Below are 26,738 nucleotides of genomic sequence, written 5' to 3' on the forward strand. Positions count from 1 at the left end.
TGGTGTTGGGGGCTCTGCCCCCAAACCCCCGGTCCTCGCCGGACAGGCGTAGGGCGGGCTCCGCCCCCCTACACCCCCCGCTAGGTGGGCTCCGCCCCCCTAGGACCCCCCTGCCGCACCTTTCCACTCCACTGACGTACGTGAAGTCCCCCATCGACTTGAGGTCCATGGACCCGCCGGTGGCGACCCTGCGGGAGCGTCGCTGGTGCGACTCCTCCCGCGAAGGAGACACCGGCAACGCAATTGCGGCTCCCTCCCGCCCGGTGTTGCCGGTAACGCCGGTGCGGGCGGAGTGGCACCAACACTCGACCCGCAGGGTCGTCACCGGCCGGATTGGGGGCAGCAACAGGCAAGCGGATTCCATGTATGTCGATGGCTTGCCTGGTTGCGGCAGGGGGGTTCTAGGGGGGCGAAGCCCACCTGGCGGGGGGCGTTGGGGGGCGGAGCCCCCCGACACGACCCCTCGGCGGCAGCCGAAAACGCAAGGGGGCGTGCCCCCACAACGCAGGGGCGGCGCACCCCGCGGAGCGAGGGCGTGCCCCCACAAGCGGCGGCGCACCCCGCGGAGCGAGGGCGTGCCCCCACAACGCAGGGGCGGCGACAGGTGGAGGGGGTCAGGGGGGTGCCCCGTGAGGGGGCACTCTGGTGGGGGCAGTATTCGAATAAAGTTTCGAGGGCTGGTTTATTGTGGTGGCTCAGCATGGAGAGGGGGGACCGAAGCAGAAGGTGAGGTGGCGGTAAGGGCGATGCCAGACTTCACACATCTGCACGTGGCCTCGGGCTTCTCCATGAGATACGGCGCCTCCCACCCCGAAACCCTCGCCGAGCGCGCCGCCGCGCGAGGCCTGGCGGCGGTCTCCCTCACCGACCGGGACACCCTCGCGGGTGCCGTCCGTTTCACGAAGGCGTGTGCCCGCAACGGAGTGCGCCCGGTGTACGGGGTCGAGCTCGCGGTCGAACAGTCGGCGGAGCGGAGTGGCGCGCGGGCCGGAGGGCGACGTCGCACACCGGTCAGAGGCGGGAGCTTTGTCGATGAATCGGCCCAGAGAGCCGTCTTCCTCGCCCGGGACGGCGCCCATGGCTGGGCGGAGCTGTGCCGGATGATCACCGCGGCGCACGCCGATGTGCAGGGCACCCATGGCAAGCCCCTCCTTCCCTGGGCGGCGCTGCGCGGTGAAGCCGTGACCGTGTTGCTGGGCGCCGACTCCGATGTCGGCCGGGCCCTTGCCGCGGGGCGCCCCGACCGTGCCGCGGCCCTCCTCGCCGGGTGGCGGGAGATCTACGGTGACGCGCTCCGGCTCGCCGTCACCGCCTCCGGGCCGCTGCGGGAGGCGGCCAGGGCGCTGGGGCTGGCGGCAGAGGAAGGGGTCAAGCCGGTGCTGACCAACGCCGTGCGCTACGCCGATCCGGCCGCACCCGGCGACGAGGTGAACGTCGCCGATGTACTGGATGCCGCCCGCCGCCTCGTCCCCGTCGACCCGCGCAAGGGTCTCGACAGCGGTGAGCGCTGGCTGAAGGGGCCGGGGGAGATGGCGGAGGCGGCGGAGCGGATCGCCGAGGCCGCCGGATACCGGCACAACACCGCACACCGTCTGCTCGCCCTCACCGAGGAGACCGCGTGGGCCTGCCGGGTCGATCCGGAGGAGGACCTGGGGCTGGGACGGGTGCACTTTCCCGAGTCCCGGCTGGCCGGGACCGGCGACCGTACGGCGGTGCGCGCCCTGCGCTCGCGCTGCGCCACCGCGATGGTCACCAAGCGCTACGACAAGGAGTCGCGGCGCTGGCGGCGGCTGGACGACGAGCTGGCCGTCATCGAGGGACTCGGTTACTCCTCGTATTTCCTGACCGTGGCGCGGATCGTCGAGGACGTGCGGGAGAGGGGGATCCGGGTCACCGCGCGGGGGTCGGGCGCCGGGTCCTTCGTCAATCATCTGCTGGATATCGCACATGCCGATCCGGTCGAGCACGGGCTGCTGATGGAGCGGTTCCTCTCGCCGCGCCGGACCGAGCTGCCGGATATCGACATCGACGTGGAGTCGGCCCGCCGGCTGGAGGTCTACCGCGCCATTTTCGAACGCTTCGGCGAGGAGCGGGTGGCCACCGTCGCCATGCCCGAGACCTATCGGGTACGGCACGCCATTCGCGATGTGGGTGCTGCCCTGGCGCTGGACCCGGCCGAGACCGACCGGCTCGCCAAGGCGTTCCCGCACATCAGGGCGCGGGACGCGCGCGCAGCGCTGGCCGAGTTGCCGGAGTTGGAGAAGCTGCGGCAGGAGGGGGCGCCGGCGGAGCACGGGGAGCGGTTCTGGGAGCTGGTCGAGGCGCTGGACGGGCTGCCGCGCGGGGTGGCCATGCACCCGTGCGGGGTGCTGCTCTCGGACTCGTCGCTGCGGACCCGTACGCCCGTCGTACCCACCAGCGGTGAGGGCTTCGCGATGGCGCAGTTCGACAAGGACGACGTGGAGGACCTCGGGCTGCTCAAGCTGGATGTGCTGGGCGTACGGCTCCAGTCGGCGATGGCGCACGCGGTCGCCGAGGTGGAGCGGGCGACGGGGGAGCGGATCGAGCTGGATGCCGTTCCGGAGGGCGACCGGGCCACCTATGAGCTGATCCGCGCGTCCGAGACGCTGGGCTGTTTCCAGATCGAGTCGCCGGGCCAGCGCGAGCTGATCGGGCGGCTCCAGCCGGAGACCTTCCATGATCTGGTGGTCGACATCTCCCTCTTCCGGCCCGGTCCGGTCGGTGCCGACATGGTCCACCCCTTCATCGAGGCCCGGCACGGGCGGCGCCGTATCCGTCATCCGCACCCGGCGCTGGAGGAGCCGTTGGCCGAGACGTACGGGGTGGCGATCTTCCATGAGCAGGTGATCCGGATTCTCTCCCGGCTGACCGGCTGCGACCGGGGCCGGGCCGACGAGGTGCGGCGGGTGCTCAAGGACGACGAGCAGCGGCCGGGCGCGAAGCTGTGGTTCGAACGGGCGGCCGCGCGGCAGGGGTTCGCGCCGGAGGTGGTCGCACACGCCTGGGAGATCGTGGAGTCCTTCGGTTCGTACGGGTTCTGCAAGGCGCACGCGGTGGCGTTCGCCGTGCCGACCTACCAGTCGGCGTGGCTGAAGGCGCATCGGCCTGCTGCTTTCTATGCCGGGCTGCTGGAGCACGATCCGGGTATGTATCCCAAGCGGCTGCTGCTGGCGGACGCGCGGCGGCGCGGGGTGCCGGTGCTGCCGCTGGATGTGAACCGGTCCGCGGTCGCTTATCGGATCGAACTGGAGTCCGATTCCGGGATGTGGGGGCTGCGCCTCGCGCTCGCCGAGGTGCAGGGCATCAGCGAGGCCGACGCCGCCCGGATCGAGGCCGGGCAGCCCTACGACTCGCTCAGCGACTTCTGGCGCCGGGCCCGCCCCTCCCGGCCCGTGGCCGAACGCCTCGCCCAGGTCGGCGCGCTGGACGCCTTCGCGCCCGGCGGCAACCGCCGTGATCTGCTGCTGCACATCGCCGAACTGCACCGTGCCCAGCGCGCGGCCGGGGCGCGCGAGGGGCAGCTGGCGCTGGGGGAGAGCCCCGGTTCGCCGGGCGGGGCCCCGCAGCAGGCCGACCCCGCCCAGCTGCCCGACCTGGACAGCGGCGAACGCCTGAGTGCCGAACTCGAGGTCCTCGGCATGGACACCTCCCGCCACCTGATGGCCGACCATGTCGCCTTCCTGCGGGAGCTGGGCGCGCACTCGGCCCGCTCCCTGCGCTCGGCCCGGCACGGTGAGACGGTGCTGATCGCGGGTGCCAAGGCCGCCACCCAGACCCCGCCGCTCGCCTCGGGCAAGCGGGTCGTCTTCACCACCCTGGACGACGGCACCGGCCTGTCCGACCTCGCCTTCTTCGAGGACTCGCACGCGGCCTGCGCCCACACCGTCTTCCACTCCTGGCTGCTGCTGGTGCGCGGCGTCGTCCAGCGGCGCGGCCCGCGCAGCCTCACCGTCGTCGGCTCCGCCGCCTGGGATCTGGCCGAACTGGTCGAACTGCGCCGCGAGGGTGGTCTGGAGGCGGTCACCGCGCGGCTGGGGGAGGAGCCGGCGGAGGGCGGGGGAGATCCCGGACCCGGCCGCACCATCGAGGTCGCCCCCGGCTACGAGATGCACCCGTGGGCCGACCTCCGCCCCGCCGGTGAGACGGCGAGCTCCGCCAAGGCGCTCCGCAAGATGTGGCACTCCAGCATGGGGAGCGCGGGATGAACGGCGGACCGGAGCACCACGCACCGGGTGAACCGCATGTGCTCTATGTGCACTTCGGCGCGTCCGAACGCTACGACGCCCTCCTCGCCCTGCTCACCGACATCACCCCCCTCGTCCAGGCTCTCCCGCCGGACGCGGCGCTCGCCGATGTCCGGGGCGCGCTGCGGTACTTCGGGCGGGACGCCGCCGAACTGGCGCGGCTCGTGAGGCTGCGCGCCCTCGCCCTGTACGGCGCCGACTGCACCGTCGGCGTCGCCGCCAGTCCGCTGCTCGCCCGGATGGCGGCGCAGGCGGGGGAGCCGGGACAGGTACGCGAGATACGCCCCGAGGAGGCCGCCGACTTCCTCGACCGCAGACCGGTGGCCGCGCTGCACGGGGTCGGCCCGGCGACAGCGCGGACGCTGTGCGCGTACGGACTCGACAGCGTCGGCCGGCTCGCCGCCGCACCGCCCGCCACCCTCCAGCGCATCCTCGGCGCCGCGGCGGGCCGACGGCTGCACGAGCGGGCCCGGGGCATCGACCCCACCCCCGTCACTCCGACGGCACCGCCGCGCTCGGCGAGCGCGGAGCACCGCTTCGAGCGGGACGAACTGGATGCCGCACGGCGCCGCGGCGTACTGCTCACCCTCGCCGACGAGCTGGGGTTCCGGCTGCGTGCCGAGGCGCAGGTGACGCGGGCCTTGACGCTCACCGTCCGCTACGCCGACCGTTCGGCCACCACCCGTACCCGGGCGCTGGCCGAACCCACGGCGCACACTCCCGCGTTGGCCGCCGCGGCCTACGCGTTGCATGACGCGCTGGCCCTCCAGCGGGCCCGGGTACGGGGGGTCGCCCTGCGTGCGGAGGAGTTGACCGCTGCCGAGCTGGCCGCGCGGCAGCTCTCGATCGACGGGAGGGAGGAGAAGGCCCGCCGCGCCGAGGCGGCCGCCGATCGCGCCCGCCGCCGCTTCGGTGCTTACGCGGCCCGCCCGGCCGGCTCGGACCCGCCGAGGGCCGCCTGAGGGGGGTGCCCCTGCCCGTCGTCCGCGGGCTGCGGGCGCGTCGTGGCTTGTCGCGCAGTTCCCCGCGCCCCTGACGGGGCGCGGGGAACTGCGCTGCGAAGCTTGGGCAGTCTGCTCCCCCAAGCTCTTCGAGCAGGGGGCACCCCCAGGGGCACCTCCCGGCCGGAGGCTGGGGGAGCAGGGTGGGCAAGCGCAGCCCCCGCGCCGCGGAGTAATTGCGTCCGCGGCGCGGAACCGCCGCAGCCGCAGGCTGTTGCCGACGACGAACACCGAGGAGAACGCCATGGCCGCACCCGCGATCATCGGGTTGAGCAGGCCCGCCGCGGCGAGCGGCAGCGCGGCGACGTTGTAGGCGAAGGCCCAGAAGAGGTTGCTCCTGATGGTGCCCAGGGTCCGGCGGGAGAGCCGGATCGCGTCGGCGGCCGACCGCAGATCCCCCCGTACCAGGGTGAGGTCGCCGGCCTCGATGGCCGCATCGGTGCCGGTGCCCATCGCCAGGCCCAGATCGGCCTGGGCGAGCGCGGCCGCGTCGTTGACACCGTCACCGACCATGGCGACCGAACGACCCTCGTCCTGCAGCCGCTTGACCACGCCGACCTTCTCCTCGGGCAGCACCTCGGCGATCACGTCCTGGGCGGGGATGCCGACCTCGGCGGCCACCGACTCGGCGACGGCACGGTTGTCGCCGGTGAGCAGCATCGGCGTCAGGCCCAGCCCGCGCAGCCGCCGGATGGCCTCGGCGCTGCTGGGCTTGACCGCGTCGGCGACCTCGAGGACGGCGCGGGCCGCACCGTCCCAGGCGACCGCGATGGCCGTACGTCCGGCCCGCTCGGCCTCCTCCTTGGCGGCTGCCAGCGGTTCGGGCAGCTCCAGCGCCCAGTCCATGAGCAGCTTCTCGCGCCCGACCAGCACCGCGTGGCCCTCGACGACGCCCTGGACGCCGAGCCCGGGGACGTTGGCGAAGTCCTCGGGGACGGGCAGTGTGCCGTACTCCCGCTCGGCTCCCTTGGCCACGGCCTGCGCGATGGGGTGCTCGGAGGCGTTCTCCAGGGCGCCCGCCAGCCGCAGGGCCTCCTGCTGGGTGGTCCCCTCCGCCACATGCGTGGCCAGCAGTGTCATCTCGCCGGTGGTCACGGTGCCGGTCTTGTCCAGGACGACGGTGTCGGCCCTGCGGGTGGTCTCCAGCACCTCCGGGCCCTTGATCAGGATGCCGAGCTGGGCGCCGCGTCCGGTGCCGACCATCAGCGCGGTCGGGGTGGCCAGGCCCAGGGCGCAGGGGCAGGCGATGATCAGGACGGCGACGGCGGCGGTGAAGGCCGCCGTCATTCCGGCGCCGCTGACGAGCCAGAAACCGAGGGTGGCCAGCGCGAGGACGAGCACCACCGGGACGAAGACGGCCGAGATGCGGTCCGCGAGCCGCTGCGCTGCCGCCTTGCCGTTCTGTGCGTCCTCGACCAGCTTGGCCATCCGCGCCAGCTGGGTGTCGGAGCCGACCCGGGTCGCCTCGACCACCAGCCGGCCGCCCGCGTTGAGCGTGGCGCCGGTGACGCTGTCGCCGGCGGCGACCTCGACGGGCACGGACTCGCCGGTGAGCATCGAGGCGTCCACGGCGGAGCTGCCCTCGACCACGGTGCCGTCCGTCGCGATCTTCTCGCCGGGGCGGACGACGAAGCGGTCACCGACGGCCAGCTCCTCGGTGCGGATCAGCACCTCGCGCCCGTCCCGCAGGACGGTCACCTCCTTGGCACCCAGCTCCAGCCCTGAGCGCCGCGCCCGCCTTCCGCTTGGAGCGGGCCTCGAAGTACCGCCCGGCGAGGATGAAGGCGGTGACGCCGGCGGCGGCCTCCAGATAGATGTTCCCCGCGCCGTCGCTCCGCTCGATCGACAGCTCGAAGGGGTGCGTCATCCCGGGCATGCCCGCGGTGCCGAAGAACAGCGCCCACAGGGACCAGAGCATCGCGGCCGAGGTGCCGAGCGAGATGAGGGTGTCCATGGTGGCCGCGCCGTGCCGTGCGTTCGTCCACGCGGCGCGGTGGAAGGGCCAGGCGCCCCAGACCACGACGGGCGCGGCGAGGGTGAGGGACAGCCACTGCCAGTACTCGAACTGAAGGGCTGGGATCATCGCCATCGCGATGACCGGCACCGCGAGGATCACGGAGCCGATCAGCCGCTCACGCAGGGTGCGCAGCTCGTCGCCCCTGTCGCTGTCGTCGGTGGCGCCCGGCCCGCCTTCTCCCGGCTCCGGTCCGGTGCGCCGGGGCTCGGGCGGGGTGGCCGTGTAGCCGGTGGCCTCGACGGTGGCGATCAGGTCGGCGACCTGGACGCCCTCGTCCATGTTGACCTTGGCCTTCTCCGTCGCGTAATTGACGCTGGCTGTGACACCGGCCATCCGGTTGAGCTTCTTCTCGACGCGGGCGGCGCAGGAGGCGCAGGTCATGCCGCCGATCGCCAGCTCGACCTCGGTGCCGGGGGCCGGGCGTGCGGTGTCCGTCGTGCTCTCGGTGCTCTCGTGCGTCGCGGTCATCGTCTCTCCTCGGCGGTGCCCGGTGGAGTTCCGGGTCACAAGTGTCTCCGCACTACTGTGTCATACCCGCCAGGGGTATCGGTAGCGCCGAGGTCATGTATACCCCCTCGGGGTATCTGATGCAAGGCTTCCGGCGATGGGTCGACCGCCTGGAGGTCCTGGAATTTGTTGTGCGCGACCACTGGTCAGCGACCTTACTCGCGCGTAAGTTGACGGCGATTCAACAGCTCCGCTCCCCCCATCCCTCACCCCACGAGGAGCCGGACATGAAGCTGAAGCCGTCAGCGCTGGCACCGCGACGCCTACGCAGATCAGCGGCCACGACCGCGGCCATGGCGGTCGCGGTGGTGGCACTGCCCGCCGCCACCGTCACCGCTCCCGCCGACGCCGCCTCCCCGGACACGGCGGCGACCAGCCGGACGACCGGTGGCTGGAACGACTACTCCTGCAAGCCCTCGGCCGCGCACCCCCGCCCCGTCGTCCTGGTCCACGGCACCTTCGGCAATTCCGTGGACAACTGGCTGGGGCTCGCCCCCTACCTGGTCGAACGCGGCTACTGCGTCTTCTCCCTGGACTACGGGCAGCTGCCGGGCAAGCCCTTCTTCCACGGCCTGGGCCCGATCGAGGACTCCGCGAAGCAGCTGGCCGCCTACGTCGACAAGGTGCTCGCCGCCACCGGCACCGGGAAGGTCGACATCGTCGGCCACTCGCAGGGCGGCATGATGCCCCGCCAGTACCTCAAGTTCCTGGGCGGCGCCCCCAAGGTGAACGCGCTCATCGGCATCGCCCCCAGCAACCACGGCACCACGCTCAGTGGTCTGGCGCGGCTCGCCGACCAGTTCCCGCCCATCGGCGACGTGGTCGACGAGATAGGCCCGGCGCTGCTCCAGCAGAAGGAGGGCTCGGACTTCCTCGAGAAACTCAACGCGGGCGGCGACACGGTGCCCGGCGTCGAGTACACCGTGATCGCCACCAGGTACGACCAGGTCGTCACGCCCTACAAGACGCAGTTCCTCGACGGCCCGAACGTGAAGAACGTGACGCTCCAGGACCTGTGCCCGCTCAACATCTCCGAGCACCTGGCCGTCGCGCTCGCCGACCGGATGGCGTGGCACGAGACGGCGAACGCGCTCGATCCGGCCCACGCCACCCCCACCACCTGCCTGTCCTGAGGCAGGGCCGGCCGCCGGGGTCTCAGCCCTCGGTGTAGATCTTCTCGCCGTACTTCGGTCCGTAGTACTCCTCCAGGAACTCCAGGGAGTCCCCGGGCCGGTCGAGGGCCTTGGCCAGCCGGGCGCGGTTCGGCAGCGCGTCCGGCTGCCAGGTCTCCGGCTGCCAGGTGCCCGAGCGCAAGAACGCCTTGGAGCAGTGGTGGAAGACCTCGTCGATCTCCACCACCAGCGCCAGCTTCGGGCGGTTGCGCCGCGCCACCATCTCGTCGAGGAACGGCGCCTCCCGCACGATCCGGGCCCGCCCGTTGATCCGGAGGGTGTCGCCGCGGCCAGGCAGGAAGAAGATGAGGCCGACATGCGGGTTGGACAGGATGTTGCGCAGCCCGTCGATGCGCTTGTTGCCCGGCCGGTCGGGAAGCGCGATCGTGCGCTCGTCCAGCACCTTGGTGAACCCGGGCGGATCACCCTTGGGGGAGACGTCGCAGCTTCCGTCGGCCGCCGAGGTGGCGACGAGGCAGAACGGTGAGTGCGCCAGCCAGTCCCGGTCCAGCTGGTGCAGTGCGGTGCGGGTCTTGGTCACCGCGTGGGAGACCGGCTCCCCGATCAGGGCGCGCAGCTCCTCCTCGCTGGTGACCTCCACCATCGCTTCTGTCGTCCGCTGTCCCGTCATGAACGCTCCGCCCCTCGGTCGCTGTGCCGGCAACGAGCGTACGGCGCCGTTCTCCCCGTCGCGACGGGGAGAACGGCGCCGGCCCTGCACCCGTCAGCCGCGGGACCTGGCGGCCCGGCGGCGGGCGGTGGCGAAGAGCACCCCGGCACCGGCCGCGAGGACGGCGGCGCCGCCGATGGCGAGCGGGGCCGTGCTGTCGTCGCCGCCGGTCTCGGCGAGGTCCGCCTTCTCGGCCCCGCCGTTGGGCTCGGGCGCGTTGGGCTCCGAGCTCGTGGCCGGGTCGTCTCCCTCGGCGGCGTCGTGCGTCGTGGTGCCGTGGCCCGCGTGGTTCCCCGCGCCGTGCTGGTCGCCGCCGTGGCCGCCGTGGTCCACGGTCGACTTGTCCATGCCCGCCTCGATCTGCTTCTCGTCGGGGGTCTTGGGCTCGCTCGCGGCCGCCGGGCTGCCCTTGCCGCCGAAGGTCACGTCCGAGCAGGTGTAGAACGCCTCCGGGCTGTCCGAGCGCTGCCAGATGCTGTAGATCAGATGGCGCCCCGACTTCTTCGGCACGGTGCCGTCGATGACGTAGCTGCCGTCCCTCAGCGTCGGGTCGGTCGCCTTGGCGAACGGCTCGGACTCCAGGTCGGACCACTTGAGCGGCTTGGCCGGGTCGTAGCCGTCCTTGGTGATGTACAGCTCGAAGGTGCCCTTGTGCGGTGCCGTGGCCTTGTACTCGAAGGTGTGCTCGCCCGGCTTCATCGCCGTGGCCGGCCAGTCGGCGCGGGGCAGGTCCAGCCCCTTGTACTTGTCGCGGCCCGCGCTGCACAGCTTCCCGTCCGGGATGATCTGCCGGTGCTTGCCCGCCGCGTCGGGAATGTTGACCTCGTTCCAGTCGTAGAACGCCTGCGTCCCACTGGCGGCGACCGCGGCCTTGCACGCCGCCGACTTCGGGCTCTCGGGTCCCTCGGCGAAACAGGTGGAGACCCGGCTGACGGGGTCCTCCATGGAACCGTGCGCGGCGGCGGGGGCGGCCGTCGCCAGGGTGAGCGCGAGCGGGACGACGCCCAGTGCGACGAATCCTGCGGCCTGGCGTCCTGCGGCCGGCAGGCGAACGGTCATATGAATCGGCTCCTTGTCACGGGGACGTGGTGCCACGCGCACGTGGCAGGTGGGGGGTCCGGGACGGGAGCGGGCGGCACCGCCTCCCCGCGGCCCACCGGCGAACCCGCCCCGGCGACCAGCACGTTAGCCACGCCGAGGGCCGAAAGACGCGCGTCACCGCCTTCTCCGGCGATCTTTAGGACTCGCTTAAGGCGCCTCTAAGCACCCGAACAGACACGGCGGGCCGGAACCCCGCCCCGCCGGGCCTTCCGGCAGCGCGGGTCGTAGCGACGGTGCGGGTGCGATCCCGCACAGGGGGAACCGCGAGCTGGAGTTGTGCGTTTTCCTCCCTGAACGCCCCGCCTGGCCGTGGCCGCGCGCAGCGGAGAAGGCGACGGACGCGGCGGCGATGAGCACGAAGGGAGGGAGTGGCCGTGAATCTGCTGGATCTGCTCCTGATCTTCGCAGCGCTCGCCTACGCCGGCTCGGGATTCCGCAGGGGACTGGTCGCGGGGCTCATCTCGCTGGCCGGTTTCGTCGGGGGCGCGATCCTCGGCGTCTGGCTGCTGCCCTTCGTCCTCGACCTCTCCGAGCGGGGGACGACCACCGCCACCGTCCTGGCCCTGCTGACCGTGCTGGCGCCCGCGCTCGCCGGGCACGCGCTGGCCTCGCAGTTCGCCTGGCGGATACGCCACGCGCTCAGCCGCACCCCCGCCCGCTGGGTGGACGGAGTGGGCGGCGCCCTCGTCAACGTCGTCGCCGTGCTCGTCGTCGGCTGGGTGGCGGGCAGCGCGCTTGCCGCCTCCCCCTCGCCGGCGCTCAACCAGGCCATAAGGGGCTCCTCCCTGTTGGAGGGCGTGCACGAGCGGATGCCCAGCAGCGCGGCGACCTGGTTCAACCGGGCCACGGGCGCGCTGACCACGGCGGGCTTCCCACCGGTCTTCAACCCGTTCGAGCAGGAGCCCGGCGCCTCGGTGCCCCAGCCGTCCGGCGACGCCGTCACCAGGGCGGCGACGGCCGCTGCCCAGCGCAGCACCGTCAAGGTCGAGGGCGTCGCCGACGTGGACGGCGGCCGGCAGGGGCAGGAGGGCAGCGGCTTCGTCTACGCCCGCGGCCATGTGATGACCAACGCGCACGTCGTCGCCGGGGTCGAGGCGCCGACCGTCCGCGTCGGCGGCGTCGGGCGGCCGTACGAGGCGCAGGTCGTCCTCTTCGACGCCGAGAAGGACATCGCCGTCCTCAATGTGCCGGACCTCGACGCGCCCGCGCTCCGCTTCGCCGGCGACGCCACCCGCGGCGACCAGGCCGTGGTCGCCGGTTACCCGGAGAACGGCGGCCTCGACCTGCGGGCGGCAGCCGTGGCCGCCCGCACCCCGGCGCGCGGCCAGGACATCTACGGGGGCGCGCTGACCACCCGCGACATCTACGCGATACGTTCCCAGGTGCGGCCGGGCAACTCCGGCGGCCCCCTGTTGACGCCCGGCGGGCGGGTGTACGGGGTCGTCTTCGCCCGCTCCACCACGGACGCCGGAACCGGCTACGCGCTCACCGCCGACCAGGTGCGGGATGCCGCGCGGCAGGCCGCGGACTCCACCACAGCGGTCGACACCGGGGACCGCTCGGCCCTGTGAGACCGGGCAGCCGCCGCCCGCCCGACGGTTTGCGGCCCCTCACAGCGGTTTGACGCAGCGCCACTCCGTGGCGACCTCCGTGTAGCCCAGGCGCTGGTTGACGGCCAGCATGGGCGCGTTGGCCGCGTCGTTGCCGGTGAAGGCGTGGGCGTATCCCGCGGCGCGGGCCCGGCGCAGGGCGGCCAGTTTGGCCAGCCGGGCCAGCCCCCGGCCGCGGAAGGCGCGCCGGGTGCCCGTCATCCCCGACCAGTAGCGGTCCACCCCGTCGGTCTGCGCCACGCTGTACGCCGCGACCTGCCCGTCCACCAGGGCCACGCTGCTCAGTTCGGCGTCCCAGTCGGGCCGTCGCCAGTTGTGCCGCAGCCACACCTCGTACGGGGTGCGGCCCACCCACAGGTCGCCCGGCTCGTCGGCGGCGCACTCGGTGTCCGCCTCGTGCAGCGGCCGCAGCGCGTCGCCGAACTCGGCGACCCTGCGCAGGGTGACGCCCCTGGGCAGCGGATCGGGCAGCTCGGGCAGGGCGGCGCGGCGCAGATCGAGTCCGAGGAAGCGGGCTCGCCGGGAGCGGGTGTAGCCGTGACGCGCGGCGAAGCGTGCGGCGCGCCCCTCGTCGGCCACCCAGCTGTGCACCCGCCGCACCCCGAGTGCCGCCAGATACGCCTCACCAGCGGCCACCAGCGCCGATCCCACGCCCCGGCCGGCCGCGCCCGGCACCACGGCCGTGTGCAGAAAGCCCTGCGGCGGCTCGGTGCCCCCGGCGACCAGTCCCGTGTCGGCGCAGCCCGCGACCGTGCCGTCCGGCCGCTCCGCGACCAGCCGGCGCAGCCGTTGGCCGGCGGACGCGTGCGCCACCTCCCAGCAGAGGGTCCCCGCGGTGCAGACGAGATAGGGAATCGTCGCGCGGCGGACCCCGGCGACGGACTCGGCGTCCCGCGGATCGTCGGTGCGGAAGGCGCGGACCGTGAGCGTCATGCCCCGGAGGCTATGCCGTGACCCGGCGTGCCGCCTCCCGTTTCCCCGTGGTGGGGGAGAATCGGCCCGTAACCCCTCGCTCTTCGGAGGATTCGTGCCGCGGAACCCATCGAACGCCCTGCGCATCACCCTCGACGCCGAGGCGCCGGAGGCGCCCTACGAGCAGGTGCGGGCGCGTATCGCCGCGCTGGCCCGTGGCGGCGAGCTGCCCACGGGCTACAAACTCCCGACCGTGCGGGGCCTGGCGGAGGAGCTGGGGCTGGCGGCGAACACGGTCGCCAAGGCGTACCGCGCGCTGGAGGCCGACGGCGTCATCGAGACCCGGGGCCGCAACGGGACCTTCGTCGCCGCGACGGGCGGTGTCACCGAGCGTGAACTGGCCGAGGCCGCCCAGAACTTCGCGGCCCGTGCCCGGCGGCTCGGCGCCGACCAGGACGCGGCGCTGGCCGCCGCCCGGGAGGCGCTACGCGCGCAGTACGGCGCGTAGCGCCTCCCGGGCCGGGCCGTCGGGGCCGCGCGGGCGGTTGCGGGCGCCGGTCCGGGCGGACGGGGCTTCCATGAGCCGGCGGGCGGTCGTCTCAGAGGCGGGCCGCCGCCTTGGTGGTCGTGGTGCGGAAGGCCGCGACCGGGGCGTGCTCCAGTGTGCCCATCTCCGCCCAGCGGACCACGGTGACCTTGGCTCCCTTGCGGATCACCGCGAACATGTTCACCCCGTGCTCCGACTCGGGCGGCGCGGTGTGGACTCCGTAGATGTGGGCGCTGTCCCCCACGTCGACCGTGCCGTAGTCGTCCCACGACGCCGAGCTTCCGGGGTGGTCCCGCAGCCAGTCGGCCGCGCAGTTCGCCACGCGCTGCTCCAGCTCGGCCGCGAGCTCGCCGGCCGCCTTCGCCGACGCCGCCTTGACGCCGACCTGTGAGGCGTGGGTGTCGTAGTCGGTGCCGAAGAGCCGGTGGTAGGTGCCGGCGGTGTTCGGGACGGCTCCGTCCACGCAGAAGGGCTCCGGGTCCGGCAGGCCCTTGGTGACCGGGCCCTCGTACCACGGTGAGCTCGCGTGCGGGGGCAGGTCGTCGGCGGTCAGGAAGCCCGGCGCCGTGGTGCGGGGCGACGCCGGGGCCGCGGTGGCGGTGGACGCCGCGGCCATGAGCAGCGCGGTGGCCGCGACGGCGGTGGTGGTGGCCGCGCCGACGATGGAACGAGTGCGCATGGGTGGGTCCTCCCCCTGGACGAGGTGTTGTGGGGGGAGACCGTCGAGCGCACACGATGGTTGTCCGGAACGGGTCCTGCCGGTTGCCGCCGCCACCGGGCAGGACCCGCCGCCTCGTCACGGACCCGCTGCCCGTCACGGAGCCCAGGCCCGCCGCGGGGGCTCGGCGCCGGTCACAGATACAGGCCCGAGCCCTCTCGTTCCTGGTGGGGGACGCCTGTCGGGCGCTTGCCCTTCTTGAGGGCGTACAGCTCGGCCAGCGTGGCGCCGTCCCGGCCGATGCCCTCGTCGGTGCCGAGCCAGCCGACCGCCTCCTCGCGGCTGAGCGAACCCACCTCGATCCTGGCCAGGCACCGCCCCGGCCGGACCACCGCCGGGTGCAGCCGCTCCAGATCCTCGTTCGTGGTGACGCCCACCAGCACGTTGCGACCCTGGCCGAGCAGCCCGTCGGTGAGGTTCAGCAGCCGGGAGAGCGCCTGGCCCGCCGCGTACTTGGCCTCGCCGCGGATCAGTTCGTCGCAGTCCTCCAGGAGCAGCAGCCGCCAGCGTCCGGCCTCCGGATCGGAGTCGTCCGAGCCGATGGCGATGTCCATCAGATAGCCGATGTTGTTGAACAGGTGCTCGGGGTCGAGGACGCAGTCGACCTGGCACCAGTCGCTCCACGAGCGGGCGAGCGTGCGCAGCGCCGAGGTCTTGCCGGTGCCCGGCGGGCCGTGCAGCAGCAGGAGGCGGCCGGAGATCTCGTCCGGGGTGACCTTCATCAGGTCGTCCATGGCGGTGGCCACCCGCGCCGTGTAGTTCTGCCGCACATCGGCCCACGACCCGGCGCTGATGGTGCGGGAGGTGCGGCGCGGGCCGCGCATGGGGGAGTGGTACCAGAACCCCATGGACACCTGGTCGTCCTGGGGCTCGGGTTCGTCCTCCGCGCCGTCCACGGCCTGCTTCAGCCGCGCTTCGGCCAGCTCGTCGGTGACCGCCGTGACCGTCACCTCGGCGCCGCGGTTCCAGCGGGAGACCCGTACCGTCCAGCCTTCTCCCTCGGCCAGGACCGAGCCGGAGTTGTCGTCCTTGGCCTCGCGCAGCACCTGCGCGCCCGGCGGCAGCAGGGTGCGACCCTTCTTGACGCGGTCGACGGTGTGGCTGCGCGAGTACGGCTGTTCCCCCAGGGTGAAACGGCCCAGGAAGAGGGCGTCGATGATGTCGCTGGTGGAGTCGCTGTCGTCGATCTGCAGCCGGGAGACCAGTGCCTGCTCGGGTGCGGTCGGAGCCTGGGAGGCGGCCGGCGCCTCGCTCCGGGCGGGGCTCGGGGCAGGGGTGGTCGGGGGCGTCGTCGAGGTCTCGGAAGCCAGGGCCGCACTCCTGTCGTCGGGTCGGCGGTCGGTACACATGACCGCCATGTTCCGGCATGATGGCCACACTCGCACGCGGGTTTCGCGGCGCGCCACCCGCGCACCGAAAGGTGACGTCCGCCCCCTGTGTGCGCCGGTCGGCTTCCGAACTCCGACTGATGTGTCCGTATTTATGGGGTTTCCCGGGGTGCCCAGCAGGTGCCGGGACGGCGTACCGTGTTCCTCAACAGCCTTGTGGGGCAGGTGAATGCTGTGGCCGGGATACACGCATGTCGTAGTCGGGAGATAGGGTTACTCTGCCCGGGCCGGGTGCCCTCGTACGGGTGGGGAGTGACATGGAACAGATAACAGTCGGCAGCAGGGCGCGCGTGCCCGCGATCAAATGCGGTACCGGCGCGACGAGTTCGCGCCTCGACCGGCACCTCTCCGTGCTCGCAGGTCCCGCCGTCCCACAGGGCGAGACGGAGGACGCGACGACGCTGATGCGTGAGATCACGCAGCGCGACGCGGTGCGGAGCCGGGCGAGCAACCGCGGTGCGCGGGTCTCGCTCTTCGCCCCGCTGCGCAAGCTGCGCCGGACGCTCTTCGGCGGGCGCGGCTGAAGGCGGCCGCCGGACTGTTCCTTCGCGGAATCCCCGCGGAATCTGCGGATCTCCGCGGACGGTCCCGGCGGCCGTTCTCCCTCCCGCTCCGCCGTCCCCGCTCCACCGTCCGCGGCCCGCACCCGTCGCGGACCTCGCGTCTCGTCCTCCCTGTGGCCGCCCCGGCTCCCGGCCCGGTTCAGCTCAGTCCGTCACGTTCTCCAGCGTGACGGAGAAGGCGAAGCGATCGCCCCGGTAGTGGATGCGCACCACGTCCACCACCCGCCCCTCCCCGTCGTAGGTCACCCCCGTGTAGTGCAGGATCGGGCTCAGCAGCGGCACCTCAAGCAGGCGGGCCGTCTCCGGATCGGCCAGCCGGGCCTCCACCGTGTCCGTGATCCTGCTGATGCGCACCCCCACCCCGTCGCGCAGCACCTTCGTCATGGGCCAGCCGCGGCGCAGGTCCGCCGGGTCGATGTGTTCGGCCACGTCCTGGCGGATGAGGTTGAGTGCCCAGTTGGTCGGCTCGCCGCTCTCCCGTTCGCAGCGCAGCCTGCGGTAGGCCATCGCCTCGGACTGGCCCGGGAAGTGCTCGGCCAGATCGGCGGGGACCGGCTCCGGGCCGTGCCCCAGCAGTGTGGTGGGCTCCCCGGACTGCTGGGCCACGATCGTGTCCACCGAGCCCAGCAGCCGCACCGGCCGGGAGCGGCGTACGTCCGGCTCGATGAAGGTGCCGCGCCGCCGGTGGCGGCTGATCAGCCCCTCCGTCTCCAGCTCCTTGAGGGCCTGGCGCATGGTCAGCACGCTGACCCCGTAGTGCCCGGCCAACTGGTCCTCGGGTGGCAGCCGGTCCGGCGCCTGTGGCGGGCGGCCCAGTATGGAGGCGCGGAGCGACTGCGAGACCTGGTACCAGAGCGGCAGTTTCCGGTTCAGCTCGACGGAATCCGGGGTGAACAGCGGCGACATGAGGGGTGCCTCCACGGGTGCGGTCGGCCCCTTGGCGGCCGGTCCCGGCCGGGCGGGCCCGGGTCCGGACCGCCGGGGGACGTCAGGACGTCAGGTGGCCGGGAAGTGGCGCTCAAGACCCTGCCACACCGCGTCGTAGTCCGGTTGCAGCTGGCCGGCACCGGCCGCCTGCGCGGTGAGCGAGACGGGCCAGCGGGTCTCGAACATGAAGGCCAGCCCGTCGTCGATCTTCTGCGGCTTCAGCTCGGCGGCCGAGGCCCGCTCGAAGGTCTCCCGGTCCGGGCCGTGCGCCGACATCATGTTGTGCAGCGAGCCGCCGCCGGGAACGAAGCCCTCCGCCTTGGCGTCGTAGGCGCCCTCGACGAGCCCCATGTACTCGCTCATCACGTTCCGGTGGAAGTACGGCGGGCGGAAGGTGTCCTCGCCCACCAGCCAGCGGGGCGCGAAGACCACGAAGTCGACGCCGGCCAGGCCGGGGGTGTCCGACGGCGAGGTCAGCACGGTGAAGATCGAGGGGTCGGGGTGGTCGTAGCTGATGCTGCCCAGCACATTGAAGCGCCGCAGGTCGTAGACGTACGGCAGATGGTTGCCGTGCCAGGCGACGACATCCAGCGGCGAGTGGTCGTAGACGGCCGCCCACAGGTTGCCGCAGAACTTGTTGACCACCTCGACCGGGCCCTCCACGTCCTCGTAGGCGGCCGTGGGCGCCAGGAAGTCCCGGGCGTTGGCCAGCCCGTTGGCTCCGATCGGACCGAGGTCGGGCAGGGTGAAGGGGCGGCCGTAGTTCTCGCAGACGTAGCCGCGCGCGCTCTCATCGAGCAGCTCGACGCGGAAGCGCACCCCGCGCGGAATCAATGCCACATGGCCCGGCTCGGCGCGCAGCAGGCCGAACTCGGTACGCAGCAGCAGCCCGCCGTGCTCGGGGACGATCAGCAGTTCACCGTCGGCGTCGCTGAAGACCCGCTCGGTCATCGAGGCGTTGGCGGCGTACAGGTGCACCGCCATACCGCTGCGCTGCCGTGCGTCTCCGTTGCCGCCCAGCGTCCACAGGCCCGCCAGGAAGTCGGTGCCCTGGGGGTGCCCCCTGCTCGAAGAGCTCGGGGGAGGGACGGGCAGTGGGCCCCAGCGCAGCCGGTTCGGGTCGGGGACCGTCTCGTCGAAGGGCGCGCTGCGCAGCGCACCGTTGTCGGTGCGGGTGAAGCGGGGGTGAGCTGCCGAGGGGCGGATGCGGTAGAGCCACGAGCGGCGGTTGTGCGCCCGGGGCTCGGTGAACGCGCTGCCGCTCAGCTGCTCCGCGTACAGCCCCAGCGGGGCGCGCTGGGGCGAGTTGCGACCGAGGGGGAGTGCGCCCGGTTCGGCCTCGCTGCTGTGCTCGTTGCCGAATCCGGACAGGTACGTCAGGCGCGCGGCCGTCTTGCGTGTCTGCTCCGGTGTCCGGCCGGTGGACGTGCTGGTCGTGCTGGTGGTGCTGTCGGTGCCCTGGCCCATCGCCAACTCCCGCCGCATCATGGATTCCTGTGTATGACCATAGGAATAACGGGGGGCTCCGTCAACGCACCACGCTCCGGGGCGGGTGCGCCGCGCATCGCTCCGGGGCGGAGTGCGCCGCGCATCCGGGGCCCCATGCGTCACACGCGCTGCACCGCGGTCGGCCGTGCGGTGATCCAGGGCACTCCGACGCCGTGCTGACACCTAGCTGACTCGACAGTAGGTTTGCTCCCATGAAGGCACACGACGGCATGTACATCGACGGCTCCTGGCGCCCCGCCGCGGGTACCGGGACGATCGAGGTCACCAACCCCGCCGACGGAACCCTGCTGGCCACCGTCCCCGCGGGCGGGCCCGAGGACATCGACGCGGCCGTGCGCGCCGCCCGCGCCGCGCTGCCCGGCTGGGCCGCCACCCCGCCCGCCGAACGCGCCGCGCGCCTCGGCGCACTCCAGCAGATCCTGGTGGACCGGCGCGAGGAGATCGCCGAGACCGTCACCGCCGAGCTCGGCTCGCCGCTCACCTTCTCGCGGAAGGTGCACGCCGCCGTACCGATCGCGGTCTGCGCGAGCTACGCCGAGCTCGCGGCCGAGTACGCCTTCGAGGAGAAGACGGGCAACTCGCGGGTGCTGCGGGAGCCGGTCGGCGTCGTCGGTGCCATCACGCCGTGGAACTACCCGCTGCACCAGATCGTCGCCAAGGCCGCACCGGCCCTGGCCGCCGGCTGCACCATGGTGCTCAAACCGGCCGAGGACACCCCGCTGGTGGGCCAGCTGTTCGCGGAGGCCGTGCACGAGGCGGGTGTACCCGCCGGTGTCTTCAACCTCGTCACCGGCCTCGGCCCGGTCGCCGGGCAGGCGCTGGCCGAACACGACGGGGTCGACCTGCTCTCCTTCACCGGCTCCACCGCCGTCGGCCGCCGCATCGGCGCGCTCGCGGTCTCCGGTGTCAAGCGCGTCGCGCTCGAACTCGGCGGCAAGTCGGCCAACGTCATCCTGCCCGGCGCCGACCTGAAGAAGGCCGTCAAGGTCGGTGTCGCCAACGTGATGGCCAACTCCGGCCAGACGTGCAGCGCCTGGACCCGGATGCTGGTGGATGCCGAGCGCTACGAGGAGGCCGTACGGCTCGCCGCCGAGGCCGCCGCCAAGTACGTCGCCGGGGTCCCGGCCTCCGGCCGGGAGGTGCCCCCGGACGAGTCCGCCCGCGTCATCGGCCCCGTCGTCAACGCCAAGCAGCGCGAGCGCGTCACCGGCTACATCAGGCGCGGCCAGGAGGAGGGTGCCCGGCTCGTGGTGGGCGGCGCGGAGCCTCCCTCGGGCTCTTCGGGCGGCGGGGAACCCCAGGGCCCGGAGCGCGGCCACTATGTGCAGCCCACCGTCTTCGCCGACGTCACCCCGGAGATGACGATTGCGCAGGAGGAGATCTTCGGACCCGTGCTGTGCATCCTCAAGTACGAGGACACCGAGGACGCGCTGCGCATCGCCAACGACACCGACTACGGCCTCGCGGGCGCCGTGTGGTCCGAGAACGAGGAGGAGGCCGTCGCCTTCGCCCGCCGTATGGAGACCGGGCAGGTCGACATCAACGGCGGCCGGTTCAACCCCCTCGCGCCCTTCGGCGGCTACAAGCAGTCGGGCATCGGACGGGAGTTGGGGGTCCACGGCCTGGAGGAGTATCTGCAGACCAAGTCCCTCCAGTTCTGACCGCCCCGCCGTCCACCCCGTCCCCACATCCCCTGCCGCCCGAGGCCGTCCCCGCCCCGCACCGTCCCTTGGAGCTCCCATGGTTCGCGCCGCTGTACTGCCCGCTGTCTCGGCACCGCTTCAGGTCACCTCGATAGCGCTGCCGGACCCCGGCCCCGGGCAGGTGCGGGTGCGGCTCGCCGCCGCCGGGGTCTGCCACTCCGACCTCTCCCTCGCCAACGGCACCCTGCGCCAGCCCGTGCCGGCCGTCCTCGGGCACGAGGGCGCGGGCACCGTCGTCGCGGTGGGGGACGATGTGCTGGATGTCGCACCGGGCGACCGCGTGGTGCTCAACTGGGCGCCGAGCTGCGGCGAGTGTCACTTCTGCGCCCAGCTGTCCGAGCCGTGGCTGTGCGTCCGCGCCAACGAGGCCACCACCACCCCGTACGCGAGCACCCGCAGCGGTGACGGCCTCTACCCCGGGCTGAGCGTCGCCGCCTTCGCCGAGGAGACGGTCGTCCCCCGGCGCGCGGTCCTGCCGCTGCCCCACGGGGTGCCGCTGGAGGACGCGGCGTTGCTGGGCTGCGCCATGCTCACCGGATACGGCGCGGTGCACCACAGCGCCCGGGTGCGGGTGGGGGAGTCGGTCGCGGTGTACGGCGTGGGCGGGGTCGGCCTGGCCACCCTGCAGTCGGCGCGGCTGGCGGGTGCCGGACAGATCATCGCGGTGGATGTCTCCACGGAGAAGGAGGAGATGGCGCGGGCCGCCGGGGCGACGGACTTCGTCGTCGCCGGTGAGAAGACCGCCAAGGCCGTACGGGGGCTGACGGAGGGCGGTTTCGGCGTGGACGTGGCCATCGAGTGCGTGGGCCGCGCGGCGACCGTCCGGGCGGCCTGGGACTCCACCCGGCGCGGTGGGCGCACCACCGTCGTCGGTATCGGCGGCAAGGACGAACAGGTCTCGTTCTCCGCGTTGGAGATCTTCCACTTCGCCCGGGAACTGCGGGGGTGCGTCTACGGGGACTCCGACCCCGCCCGGGATGTTCCGGTGCTGGCCCAGCATGTGCGGGACGGGCGGCTGGAACTCGGGTCGCTGGTGACCGAGCGGGTGGGGCTGGAGGGCGTCGGCGCCGCCTTCGACGCCATGCGGGCCGGGCGCGGTGGCCGCACCCTGGTGGTGTTCTAGGCCCTCGGCGGCGGAGCGGCGCCCCGGCGCGAACGGGGGCGGGGCGGAGGCTAAGCAGCCGCTCAGCGCACAGTAGGCTGGCCGGATGACGACGGGTGAGATCGACGAATCGTTTGGCGGCGTCACCCCGGACGCCGCCCGCCGCCTTCTCCTGGGCGCCGTCCAGGCATTCGCCCAGCGGGGTTTCCACGCCACCACCACCCGCGACATCGCCGGTCGTGCGGGGATGAGCCCGGCGGCGCTCTACATCCACTACAAGACCAAGGAAGAGCTGCTCTTCCACATCAGCAGGGTCGGCCACGAGCGCTCCGTCGCGGTGCTGGAGGAGGCCGTCGAGGGCGCGGCCGACAGCGCGGAGCGCCTCGCCCACGCCGTCCGCGCTTTCGTACGCTGGCACGCGGAGCACCACACGACCGCGCGCGTCGTCCAGTACGAGCTCGCCGCGCTGGGGGAGGAGCACCACGCGCAGATCGTGGTGCTGCGCCGCCGCAGCGAGGAGATCCTGCGCCAGGTCCTCGAAGACGGCGTGCGAGCAGGCGAGTTCGACATCCCGGACATCCGTGGTACGGCACTGGCGGTGATGTCGCTGTGTATCGACGTCGCCCGCTGGTTCAGCCCGCAGGGCCGCAGGACGCCGGACGAGATCGGCGAGCTGTACGCCGATCTCGCCCTGCGGATGGCCGGCCACCGGGCCGCCGGGGTCACCAGTAGTAGCGGCTGAGGCTCTCCGCCACGCACACCGGCTTGTCGCCGCCCTCGCGTTCCACGGTCACCTGCGCGGCGACCTGCATCCCGCCGTCGGGGGTCTCGCTGACGTCGGTCAGGGTCGCCCGGCCCCGCAGCCGGGAGCCGACGGGCACGGGAGCGGGAAAGCGCACCTTGTTGGTGCCGTAGTTGACGCCCATCTTCACGCCCTCGACCCGCATGATCTGCGGGACCAGTGCGGGCAGCAGCGAGAGCGTCAGATAGCCGTGCGCGATGGTGCTGCCGAAGGGCCCCTCGGCGGCGCGCTCCGCGTCCACATGGATCCACTGGTGGTCGTCCGTGGCATCGGCGAACAGGTCGATCCGCTTCTGGTCCACCTCCAGCCAGTCGCTGGTGCCCAGCTCCTGACCGACCGCGTCCCGCAGTTCGTCGGCCGAGGTGAAGACCCGGGGTTCCGCCATGGAAACAACCTCCCACGCAGCTGTGTCACGGAGCAGATGCCGCAGATACCGAAAGACGAGCACCGAATAAGCGGTTGCTCAGCATCTGTCACGTCAGCATGCCAGCCGCGCCGGGCAGGGCGCCACCCCGAGCCGTACCCGCACTGGCACCTGAGCCGCACCCGGCACCCCGCATCTCACGCCGGTCCCGCCTGCCTCCCGGCCCTGCGCCGGAGTTCTGGCGGCCCGGTGTCAGCCCTGGGGCGGCGGTGTCAGCCCTGGGAGGGCAGCGGGCTGCTGAATCCCAGCCGGGAGCCGGTGGTCTGGCGGTGCGGGCTGCGACTCTCGCGGCGACCGGCGCCGTCGGTACGGATCTCCGTCCGAACGCCCCGGTCGATCCGCAGGCCACGGCGTTGCGAAGGCGTGTCGAACAGGTCGTCCGTCATGGCGATCATGCGGCGCAGCACCTCGGCCAGCCGGGGGGTCGGCGGCTGGGTGGGATCGCACCGCATCAGCGATCGGCCGCCCCACGTTCTGCGGTGCCACTCGTCGAGCGCGGTGGGCTGTCTGATGCCCTTGCGCTTCTCCTGCTTGCGGCGGGCCGCGACTTCGGACTCGTAGGCGAGCCAGACCGCGCGGGCCTCCTCCAACTCCTCCAGCGCCGCGACGAGCAGTGCGGGGTCCGGTTCCCGGTCGTCGGGATGGAACCCGGCGTTCGCGCACAGGTGTTGCCAGGTGGCGCGGTGGCCGTAGGGGGCGAACCGCTCCAGGCACTTGCGCAGCGCCTGCCGCCGCTGGGACGGGTCTCTGTCTGGATCACGGACTTGTCGGGCGAGCGCTCTGAAACCGGCCAATCATCCCACCTCCGGCGGAGAGGACCCGTGTCGTCGGGGATGTGACGTACGACCCCGCTCTTCGGATCCGTCTCCGGCGATGCTTTTTCGCGCGGAGAGCGCGCACTTGCTTCGGCGTGGCGGATTACCCCGGATGTGGCCCTCTATTCCTGTAAGGGTCGGTTTCTCGCCTCAGCGGGCGCAGCCGCTTCCGGGACTGTCCACCTGTCACGCATACGCGACGCCGCGCGCCGCACACAGCAGGAGAACGAGCCTCGCCCCGTCGGCGTTCCCGCACCCGCGCCGGGAGGGGTTCCCAAGGCCCCGGGGTCGCCCCCGGGATCCTTCGGGCACCCCTTCCGTAACGACATACCGACTGGTTAGTCTGCTCGACGGGTGCGGGACCCGGCGCGGCCCTTCCGCCGCTTTGCCGGGCCACCGCCCGCACCCCGACGGGGCCGCAGGAGCACAAGCCCGGAGAGTGGGAGGCGCAGCCGATGGAGTCCTTGCGCGACAGTGCCGTCGTCGTCACCGGAGCCGGTGGTGGCATAGGAGCGGCCCTCGCCCGCAGATTCGCCGCCGAGGGCGCGCGGGTCGTCGTCAACGACCTGGACCCCGGCCGGGCCCGCGCGGTCGCGGACGAGATCGGAGGCATCGCCGTCCCCGGTGACGCCGCCACCGCCGTGGCGCCCGCCCGGGAGGCGCTGGGCGGCACCGTCGACACGTTCTGCGCCAACGCGGGACTCGGCACCGAGGGCGGCCCCGAGACACCGGACGCCCGGTGGAACGCGGCCTGGGACCTCAACGTCATGGCACACGTACGCGCCGCACGTGAACTGCTGCCCGACTGGCTGGAACGCGGCAGGGGCCGCTTCGTGTCCACCGTTTCGGCGGCCGGGCTGCTGACCATGGTCGGCTCGGCGCCCTACAGCGTCACCAAGCACGCGGCACTCGCCTTCGCCGAGTGGCTGTCGGTCACCTACCGGCACCGCGGGGTGGACGTCCACGCCATCTGCCCCGAGGGGGTGCGCACCGACATGCTGGAGGCCACCGGCACGGCAGGCGATGTCGTCCTGCGGCCGGGCGCCATCGCGCCCGAAGCCGTCGCGGACGCGCTGTTCGCCGCGCTCGCCGAGGGGCGTTTCCTCGTGCTGCCGCACGTCACCACCCAGGGCCACTACACCGCACGCGCCACCGGCACCGACAACTGGCTGAGCGCCATGAATCACCTCCAGCAGAAGATCGAACGCCGCGCGGGCGACGGGCAAGCGGGCGACGGGGCACAGCACGGCACGCGGAAGGACCCGGCCGACGCGCGGGAGGGGGAGCCGGCATGACCCCGGCGGCTGCCACCCGGTACGAGGACAAGCCCTGGCTCGCCCAGCTCACCGAGGCCCAACGCGCCCCCGTCACGCCCCCCGAGACGGTGCTGCACGCCTTTCGCGCCGCCGCCCGTGAGGTGCCGGACCGCACCGCGCTCGGCTACTTCGACGGCAGGCTCAGCTACGCCGAGACCGACGTGCTCTCCGACGCCGTCGCGGCGCACCTCGCCGAGCGAGGCCTGCGCAAGGGGGACCGGCTCGCCCTCATGCTGCAGAACAGCCCGCACTACGTGCTCGCGCTGCTCGGTGCGTGGAAGGCCGGCGCCACCGTCGTGCCCGTCAACCCGATGTACAAGGAGCGCGAGGTCGCGCACGTGCTCCAGGACGCGGAAGTCGCCGCGCTGGTGTGCGCCGACCGCGCCTGGCACCGGCTGCGCGCCACCGCGGACGACAGCGGCGTGCACACCGTACTGACGGCGTGTGAGCTCGATCTGCAGACCCGCGACGACGCCCGCGTGTTCGACTTCGGGCGGTGTGCGCCCACAGCCGGGGCGCAGGACCTGCTCGCCGTGGCGCGCAGCGGCGCGCCGGCGCCCGCCGGGCGCGAACCGGCCGGTGACGACATCGCCCTCATCAGCTACACCTCCGGTACCAGCGGCGCCCCCAAGGGCGCCATGAACACCCACGCCAACCTCGCCTACAACGCGGAGCGGCAGCGTGTCGGCCACGACCTTCCGGAGGGCTCCTGCATCTTCGCGCTGGCGCCGCTCTTCCACATCACCGGGATGGTCGTGCAGCTGTGCGGCTGCATCGTCAACAAGGGCACTCTCGCGCTGGCCTACCGCTTCGAGGCCGGAGTGGTGCTCGACGCCTTTGCGGAGCACCGGCCCGCCTACACCGTCGGCCCCTCCACCGCGTTCATGGCGCTGGCCGCCCACCCGCACGTCACCCGCGAGCACTTCGCCTCCTTCCAGCACATCTCCTCCGGCGGCGCACCGCTGCCGCCCGCGCTGGTGGAGAAGTTCCGCGCCGCTTTCGGCCCCTACATCGGCAACGGCTACGGGCTCACCGAGTGCTCGGCCCCGTGCGCCTCGGTACCACCCGGGAAACAGGCGCCGGTCGACCCGGAGTCCGGCACCCTCGCGGTGGGCGTGCCCGGTCCCGAGACGGTCGTGCGCGTCCTGGACGAGGCGGGGGAACCGGTGCCCTTCGGACAGCACGGCGAGATCGCCGTACGCGGCCCGCAGGTCGTCCCCGGCTACTGGCGGCGGCCCGCGGAGACGGCCGCGGGCATGCCCGGCGGTGAACTGCGCACCGGCGACGTCGGGTTCATGGACGAGGACGGCTGGCTGTACGTCGTCGACCGCAAGAAGGACATGATCAACGCCTCCGGGTTCAAGGTCTGGCCCCGCGAGGTCGAGGACGTGCTCTACGCGCACCCCGCCGTCCGCGAGGCGGCCGTGGTCGGGGTCCCGCACGAGTACCGGGGCGAGACCGTCAAGGCGTACGTCAGCCTCCGCGACGGCGCCGAGACCGCCCCCGAGGAGCTGAGCGCCTACTGCAAGGAGCGGCTGGCCGCCTACAAATACCCCCGTGAGGTGGAGATCCTGCGCGAGCTGCCCAAGACCACCAGTGGGAAGATCCTGCGGCGGGAACTGCGTTCCCGGTAGACGAGCGAGGACCGAGCCGGCCGCGGGGGCACCGG

General features: G+C 72.8%; 20 protein-coding genes and 1 pseudogene. 11 read left to right on the forward strand and 10 right to left on the reverse strand.

The window, feature by feature from the left end; all coding sequences use genetic code 11:
- The first annotated feature begins 746 nt into the window (after nucleotides 1–746).
- Together KBY19_RS14485 and KBY19_RS14490 are read left to right on the forward strand one after the other, a co-directional pair.
- Nucleotides 747–4,226, forward strand: coding sequence for a DNA polymerase III subunit alpha (locus tag KBY19_RS14485; protein ID WP_210965913.1), 3,480 nt, complete (start codon nucleotides 747–749; stop codon nucleotides 4,224–4,226).
- Entirely contained in the window at nucleotides 4,223–5,227 is a 1,005-nt protein-coding gene (locus KBY19_RS14490) for a helix-hairpin-helix domain-containing protein (protein WP_180289585.1), read from the forward strand. Before KBY19_RS14485 ends, KBY19_RS14490 begins: the two co-directional genes overlap by 4 nt.
- A gap of 222 nt (nucleotides 5,228–5,449) precedes the next feature.
- Here KBY19_RS14490 and KBY19_RS14495 read toward each other — a convergent pair.
- Nucleotides 5,450–7,664 (reverse strand): annotated as a pseudogene (locus KBY19_RS14495) (heavy metal translocating P-type ATPase); the annotation flags it as partial.
- Between the two features lie 353 nt (nucleotides 7,665–8,017).
- Here KBY19_RS14495 and KBY19_RS14500 point away from each other — a divergent pair.
- Nucleotides 8,018–8,923: a triacylglycerol lipase gene (locus KBY19_RS14500; RefSeq protein ID WP_180289584.1), complete on the forward strand. Its 906-nt coding sequence runs from the start codon at nucleotides 8,018–8,020 to the stop codon at nucleotides 8,921–8,923.
- Nucleotides 8,924–8,945: 22 nt separating this feature from the next.
- Here KBY19_RS14500 and KBY19_RS14505 read toward each other — a convergent pair whose 3' ends face one another.
- Together KBY19_RS14505 and KBY19_RS14510 are read right to left on the reverse strand one after the other, a co-directional pair.
- The gene (locus KBY19_RS14505; RefSeq protein WP_099879199.1) at nucleotides 8,946–9,593 is read right to left on the reverse strand and encodes a pyridoxamine 5'-phosphate oxidase family protein; all 648 of its coding nucleotides are present in this window, start codon (nucleotides 9,591–9,593) and stop codon (nucleotides 8,946–8,948) included.
- Between the two features lie 93 nt (nucleotides 9,594–9,686).
- Nucleotides 9,687–10,691 carry a lytic polysaccharide monooxygenase gene (locus KBY19_RS14510; protein WP_210965914.1) on the reverse strand — a complete coding sequence of 335 codons (1,005 nt, stop codon included), beginning with the start codon at nucleotides 10,689–10,691 and terminating at the stop codon, nucleotides 9,687–9,689.
- A 416-nt stretch (nucleotides 10,692–11,107) separates the two neighbouring features.
- Here KBY19_RS14510 and KBY19_RS14515 point away from each other — a divergent pair, with 416 nt between their 5' ends.
- Entirely contained in the window at nucleotides 11,108–12,304 is a 1,197-nt protein-coding gene (locus KBY19_RS14515) for a MarP family serine protease (protein WP_099886364.1), read from the forward strand.
- A gap of 39 nt (nucleotides 12,305–12,343) precedes the next feature.
- Here KBY19_RS14515 and KBY19_RS14520 read toward each other — a convergent pair whose 3' ends face one another.
- On the reverse strand, nucleotides 12,344–13,276 hold the full coding sequence (locus KBY19_RS14520) for a GNAT family N-acetyltransferase (protein WP_099879195.1): 933 nt from the start codon (nucleotides 13,274–13,276) through the stop codon (nucleotides 12,344–12,346).
- Between the two features lie 94 nt (nucleotides 13,277–13,370).
- Here KBY19_RS14520 and KBY19_RS14525 point away from each other — a divergent pair, with 94 nt between their 5' ends.
- Nucleotides 13,371–13,763, forward strand: a complete 393-nt coding sequence (locus KBY19_RS14525; protein ID WP_307842596.1) for a GntR family transcriptional regulator — start codon at nucleotides 13,371–13,373, stop codon at nucleotides 13,761–13,763.
- Nucleotides 13,764–13,854: 91 nt separating this feature from the next.
- Here KBY19_RS14525 and KBY19_RS14530 read toward each other — a convergent pair whose 3' ends face one another.
- A complete protein-coding gene (locus tag KBY19_RS14530; RefSeq protein ID WP_210965915.1) occupies nucleotides 13,855–14,481 on the reverse strand; it encodes a hypothetical protein in 627 nt (208 codons plus the stop codon).
- A 173-nt stretch (nucleotides 14,482–14,654) separates the two neighbouring features.
- Nucleotides 14,655–15,869 carry a DUF5925 domain-containing protein gene (locus KBY19_RS14535; protein ID WP_099879191.1) on the reverse strand — a complete coding sequence of 405 codons (1,215 nt, stop codon included), beginning with the start codon at nucleotides 15,867–15,869 and terminating at the stop codon, nucleotides 14,655–14,657.
- A gap of 296 nt (nucleotides 15,870–16,165) precedes the next feature.
- Here KBY19_RS14535 and KBY19_RS14540 point away from each other — a divergent pair, with 296 nt between their 5' ends.
- On the forward strand, nucleotides 16,166–16,432 hold the full coding sequence (locus tag KBY19_RS14540) for a hypothetical protein (RefSeq protein WP_099879189.1): 267 nt from the start codon (nucleotides 16,166–16,168) through the stop codon (nucleotides 16,430–16,432).
- Nucleotides 16,433–16,615: 183 nt separating this feature from the next.
- Here the strand turns inward: KBY19_RS14540 and KBY19_RS14545 are convergent, their stop codons facing one another.
- Nucleotides 16,616–17,377 (reverse strand): GntR family transcriptional regulator, encoded by a 762-nt coding sequence (locus KBY19_RS14545; protein ID WP_099879187.1) that lies wholly within the window; start codon nucleotides 17,375–17,377, stop codon nucleotides 16,616–16,618.
- A gap of 90 nt (nucleotides 17,378–17,467) precedes the next feature.
- The gene (gene hmgA, locus KBY19_RS14550) at nucleotides 17,468–18,865 is read right to left on the reverse strand and encodes a homogentisate 1,2-dioxygenase (RefSeq protein ID WP_210965938.1); all 1,398 of its coding nucleotides are present in this window, start codon (nucleotides 18,863–18,865) and stop codon (nucleotides 17,468–17,470) included.
- Between the two features lie 233 nt (nucleotides 18,866–19,098).
- Here hmgA and KBY19_RS14555 point away from each other — a divergent pair, with 233 nt between their 5' ends.
- The 3 genes from KBY19_RS14555 (at nucleotide 19,099) to KBY19_RS14565 (ending at nucleotide 22,454) form a co-directional block, all read left to right on the forward strand.
- The gene (locus tag KBY19_RS14555; RefSeq protein ID WP_099879185.1) at nucleotides 19,099–20,568 is read left to right on the forward strand and encodes an aldehyde dehydrogenase family protein; all 1,470 of its coding nucleotides are present in this window, start codon (nucleotides 19,099–19,101) and stop codon (nucleotides 20,566–20,568) included.
- Nucleotides 20,569–20,647: 79 nt separating this feature from the next.
- Nucleotides 20,648–21,733 carry a zinc-binding dehydrogenase gene (locus KBY19_RS14560; RefSeq protein WP_099879183.1) on the forward strand — a complete coding sequence of 362 codons (1,086 nt, stop codon included), beginning with the start codon at nucleotides 20,648–20,650 and terminating at the stop codon, nucleotides 21,731–21,733.
- Nucleotides 21,734–21,818: 85 nt separating this feature from the next.
- On the forward strand, nucleotides 21,819–22,454 hold the full coding sequence (locus tag KBY19_RS14565) for a TetR/AcrR family transcriptional regulator (RefSeq protein ID WP_099879181.1): 636 nt from the start codon (nucleotides 21,819–21,821) through the stop codon (nucleotides 22,452–22,454).
- Here KBY19_RS14565 and KBY19_RS14570 read toward each other — a convergent pair.
- Together KBY19_RS14570 and KBY19_RS14575 are read right to left on the reverse strand one after the other, a co-directional pair.
- A complete protein-coding gene (locus KBY19_RS14570) occupies nucleotides 22,435–22,899 on the reverse strand; it encodes a MaoC family dehydratase (RefSeq protein WP_099879179.1) in 465 nt (154 codons plus the stop codon). The genes KBY19_RS14565 and KBY19_RS14570 overlap by 20 nt on opposite strands.
- Nucleotides 22,900–23,150: 251 nt before the next feature.
- Nucleotides 23,151–23,732: a hypothetical protein gene (locus KBY19_RS14575; protein ID WP_210965916.1), complete on the reverse strand. Its 582-nt coding sequence runs from the start codon at nucleotides 23,730–23,732 to the stop codon at nucleotides 23,151–23,153.
- Nucleotides 23,733–24,208: 476 nt separating this feature from the next.
- Between KBY19_RS14575 and KBY19_RS14580 the strand changes: the two genes are divergently transcribed.
- Nucleotides 24,209–25,048, forward strand: a complete 840-nt coding sequence (locus tag KBY19_RS14580; RefSeq protein ID WP_210965917.1) for an SDR family oxidoreductase — start codon at nucleotides 24,209–24,211, stop codon at nucleotides 25,046–25,048.
- Nucleotides 25,045–26,703, forward strand: a complete 1,659-nt coding sequence (locus KBY19_RS14585) for an AMP-binding protein (protein WP_210965918.1) — start codon at nucleotides 25,045–25,047, stop codon at nucleotides 26,701–26,703. Before KBY19_RS14580 ends, KBY19_RS14585 begins: the two co-directional genes overlap by 4 nt.
- Nucleotides 26,704–26,738: the final 35 nt, after the last annotated feature.

This window comes from Streptomyces sp. B15 (genome assembly GCF_018070605.1).
In the GTDB taxonomy this organism is placed as follows: Bacteria; Actinomycetota; Actinomycetes; order Streptomycetales; family Streptomycetaceae; genus Streptomyces; species Streptomyces smyrnaeus.

What these genes read in the sequence shown, in the direction of transcription:
- KBY19_RS14565 (WP_099879181.1), top strand. Translation starts at nt 21,819, where the DNA reads ATGACGACGGGTGAGATCGACGAATCGTTTGGCGGCGTCACCCCGGAC.
- KBY19_RS14560 (WP_099879183.1), top strand. Translation starts at nt 20,648, where the DNA reads ATGGTTCGCGCCGCTGTACTGCCCGCTGTCTCGGCACCGCTTCAGGTC.
- KBY19_RS14500 (WP_180289584.1), top strand. Translation starts at nt 8,018, where the DNA reads ATGAAGCTGAAGCCGTCAGCGCTGGCACCGCGACGCCTACGCAGATCA.
- KBY19_RS14555 (WP_099879185.1), top strand. Translation starts at nt 19,099, where the DNA reads ATGAAGGCACACGACGGCATGTACATCGACGGCTCCTGGCGCCCCGCC.
- KBY19_RS14520 (WP_099879195.1), bottom strand. Translation starts at nt 13,276, where the DNA reads ATGACGCTCACGGTCCGCGCCTTCCGCACCGACGATCCGCGGGACGCC.
- KBY19_RS14505 (WP_099879199.1), bottom strand. Translation starts at nt 9,593, where the DNA reads ATGACGGGACAGCGGACGACAGAAGCGATGGTGGAGGTCACCAGCGAG.
- KBY19_RS14485 (WP_210965913.1), top strand. Translation starts at nt 747, where the DNA reads ATGCCAGACTTCACACATCTGCACGTGGCCTCGGGCTTCTCCATGAGA.
- KBY19_RS14530 (WP_210965915.1), bottom strand. Translation starts at nt 14,481, where the DNA reads ATGCGCACTCGTTCCATCGTCGGCGCGGCCACCACCACCGCCGTCGCG.
- KBY19_RS14535 (WP_099879191.1), bottom strand. Translation starts at nt 15,869, where the DNA reads ATGTGTACCGACCGCCGACCCGACGACAGGAGTGCGGCCCTGGCTTCC.
- KBY19_RS14545 (WP_099879187.1), bottom strand. Translation starts at nt 17,377, where the DNA reads ATGTCGCCGCTGTTCACCCCGGATTCCGTCGAGCTGAACCGGAAACTG.
- KBY19_RS14490 (WP_180289585.1), top strand. Translation starts at nt 4,223, where the DNA reads ATGAACGGCGGACCGGAGCACCACGCACCGGGTGAACCGCATGTGCTC.
- hmgA (WP_210965938.1), bottom strand. Translation starts at nt 18,865, where the DNA reads ATGGGCCAGGGCACCGACAGCACCACCAGCACGACCAGCACGTCCACC.
- KBY19_RS14570 (WP_099879179.1), bottom strand. Translation starts at nt 22,899, where the DNA reads ATGGCGGAACCCCGGGTCTTCACCTCGGCCGACGAACTGCGGGACGCG.
- KBY19_RS14540 (WP_099879189.1), top strand. Translation starts at nt 16,166, where the DNA reads ATGGAACAGATAACAGTCGGCAGCAGGGCGCGCGTGCCCGCGATCAAA.
- KBY19_RS14510 (WP_210965914.1), bottom strand. Translation starts at nt 10,691, where the DNA reads ATGACCGTTCGCCTGCCGGCCGCAGGACGCCAGGCCGCAGGATTCGTC.
- KBY19_RS14580 (WP_210965917.1), top strand. Translation starts at nt 24,209, where the DNA reads ATGGAGTCCTTGCGCGACAGTGCCGTCGTCGTCACCGGAGCCGGTGGT.
- KBY19_RS14585 (WP_210965918.1), top strand. Translation starts at nt 25,045, where the DNA reads ATGACCCCGGCGGCTGCCACCCGGTACGAGGACAAGCCCTGGCTCGCC.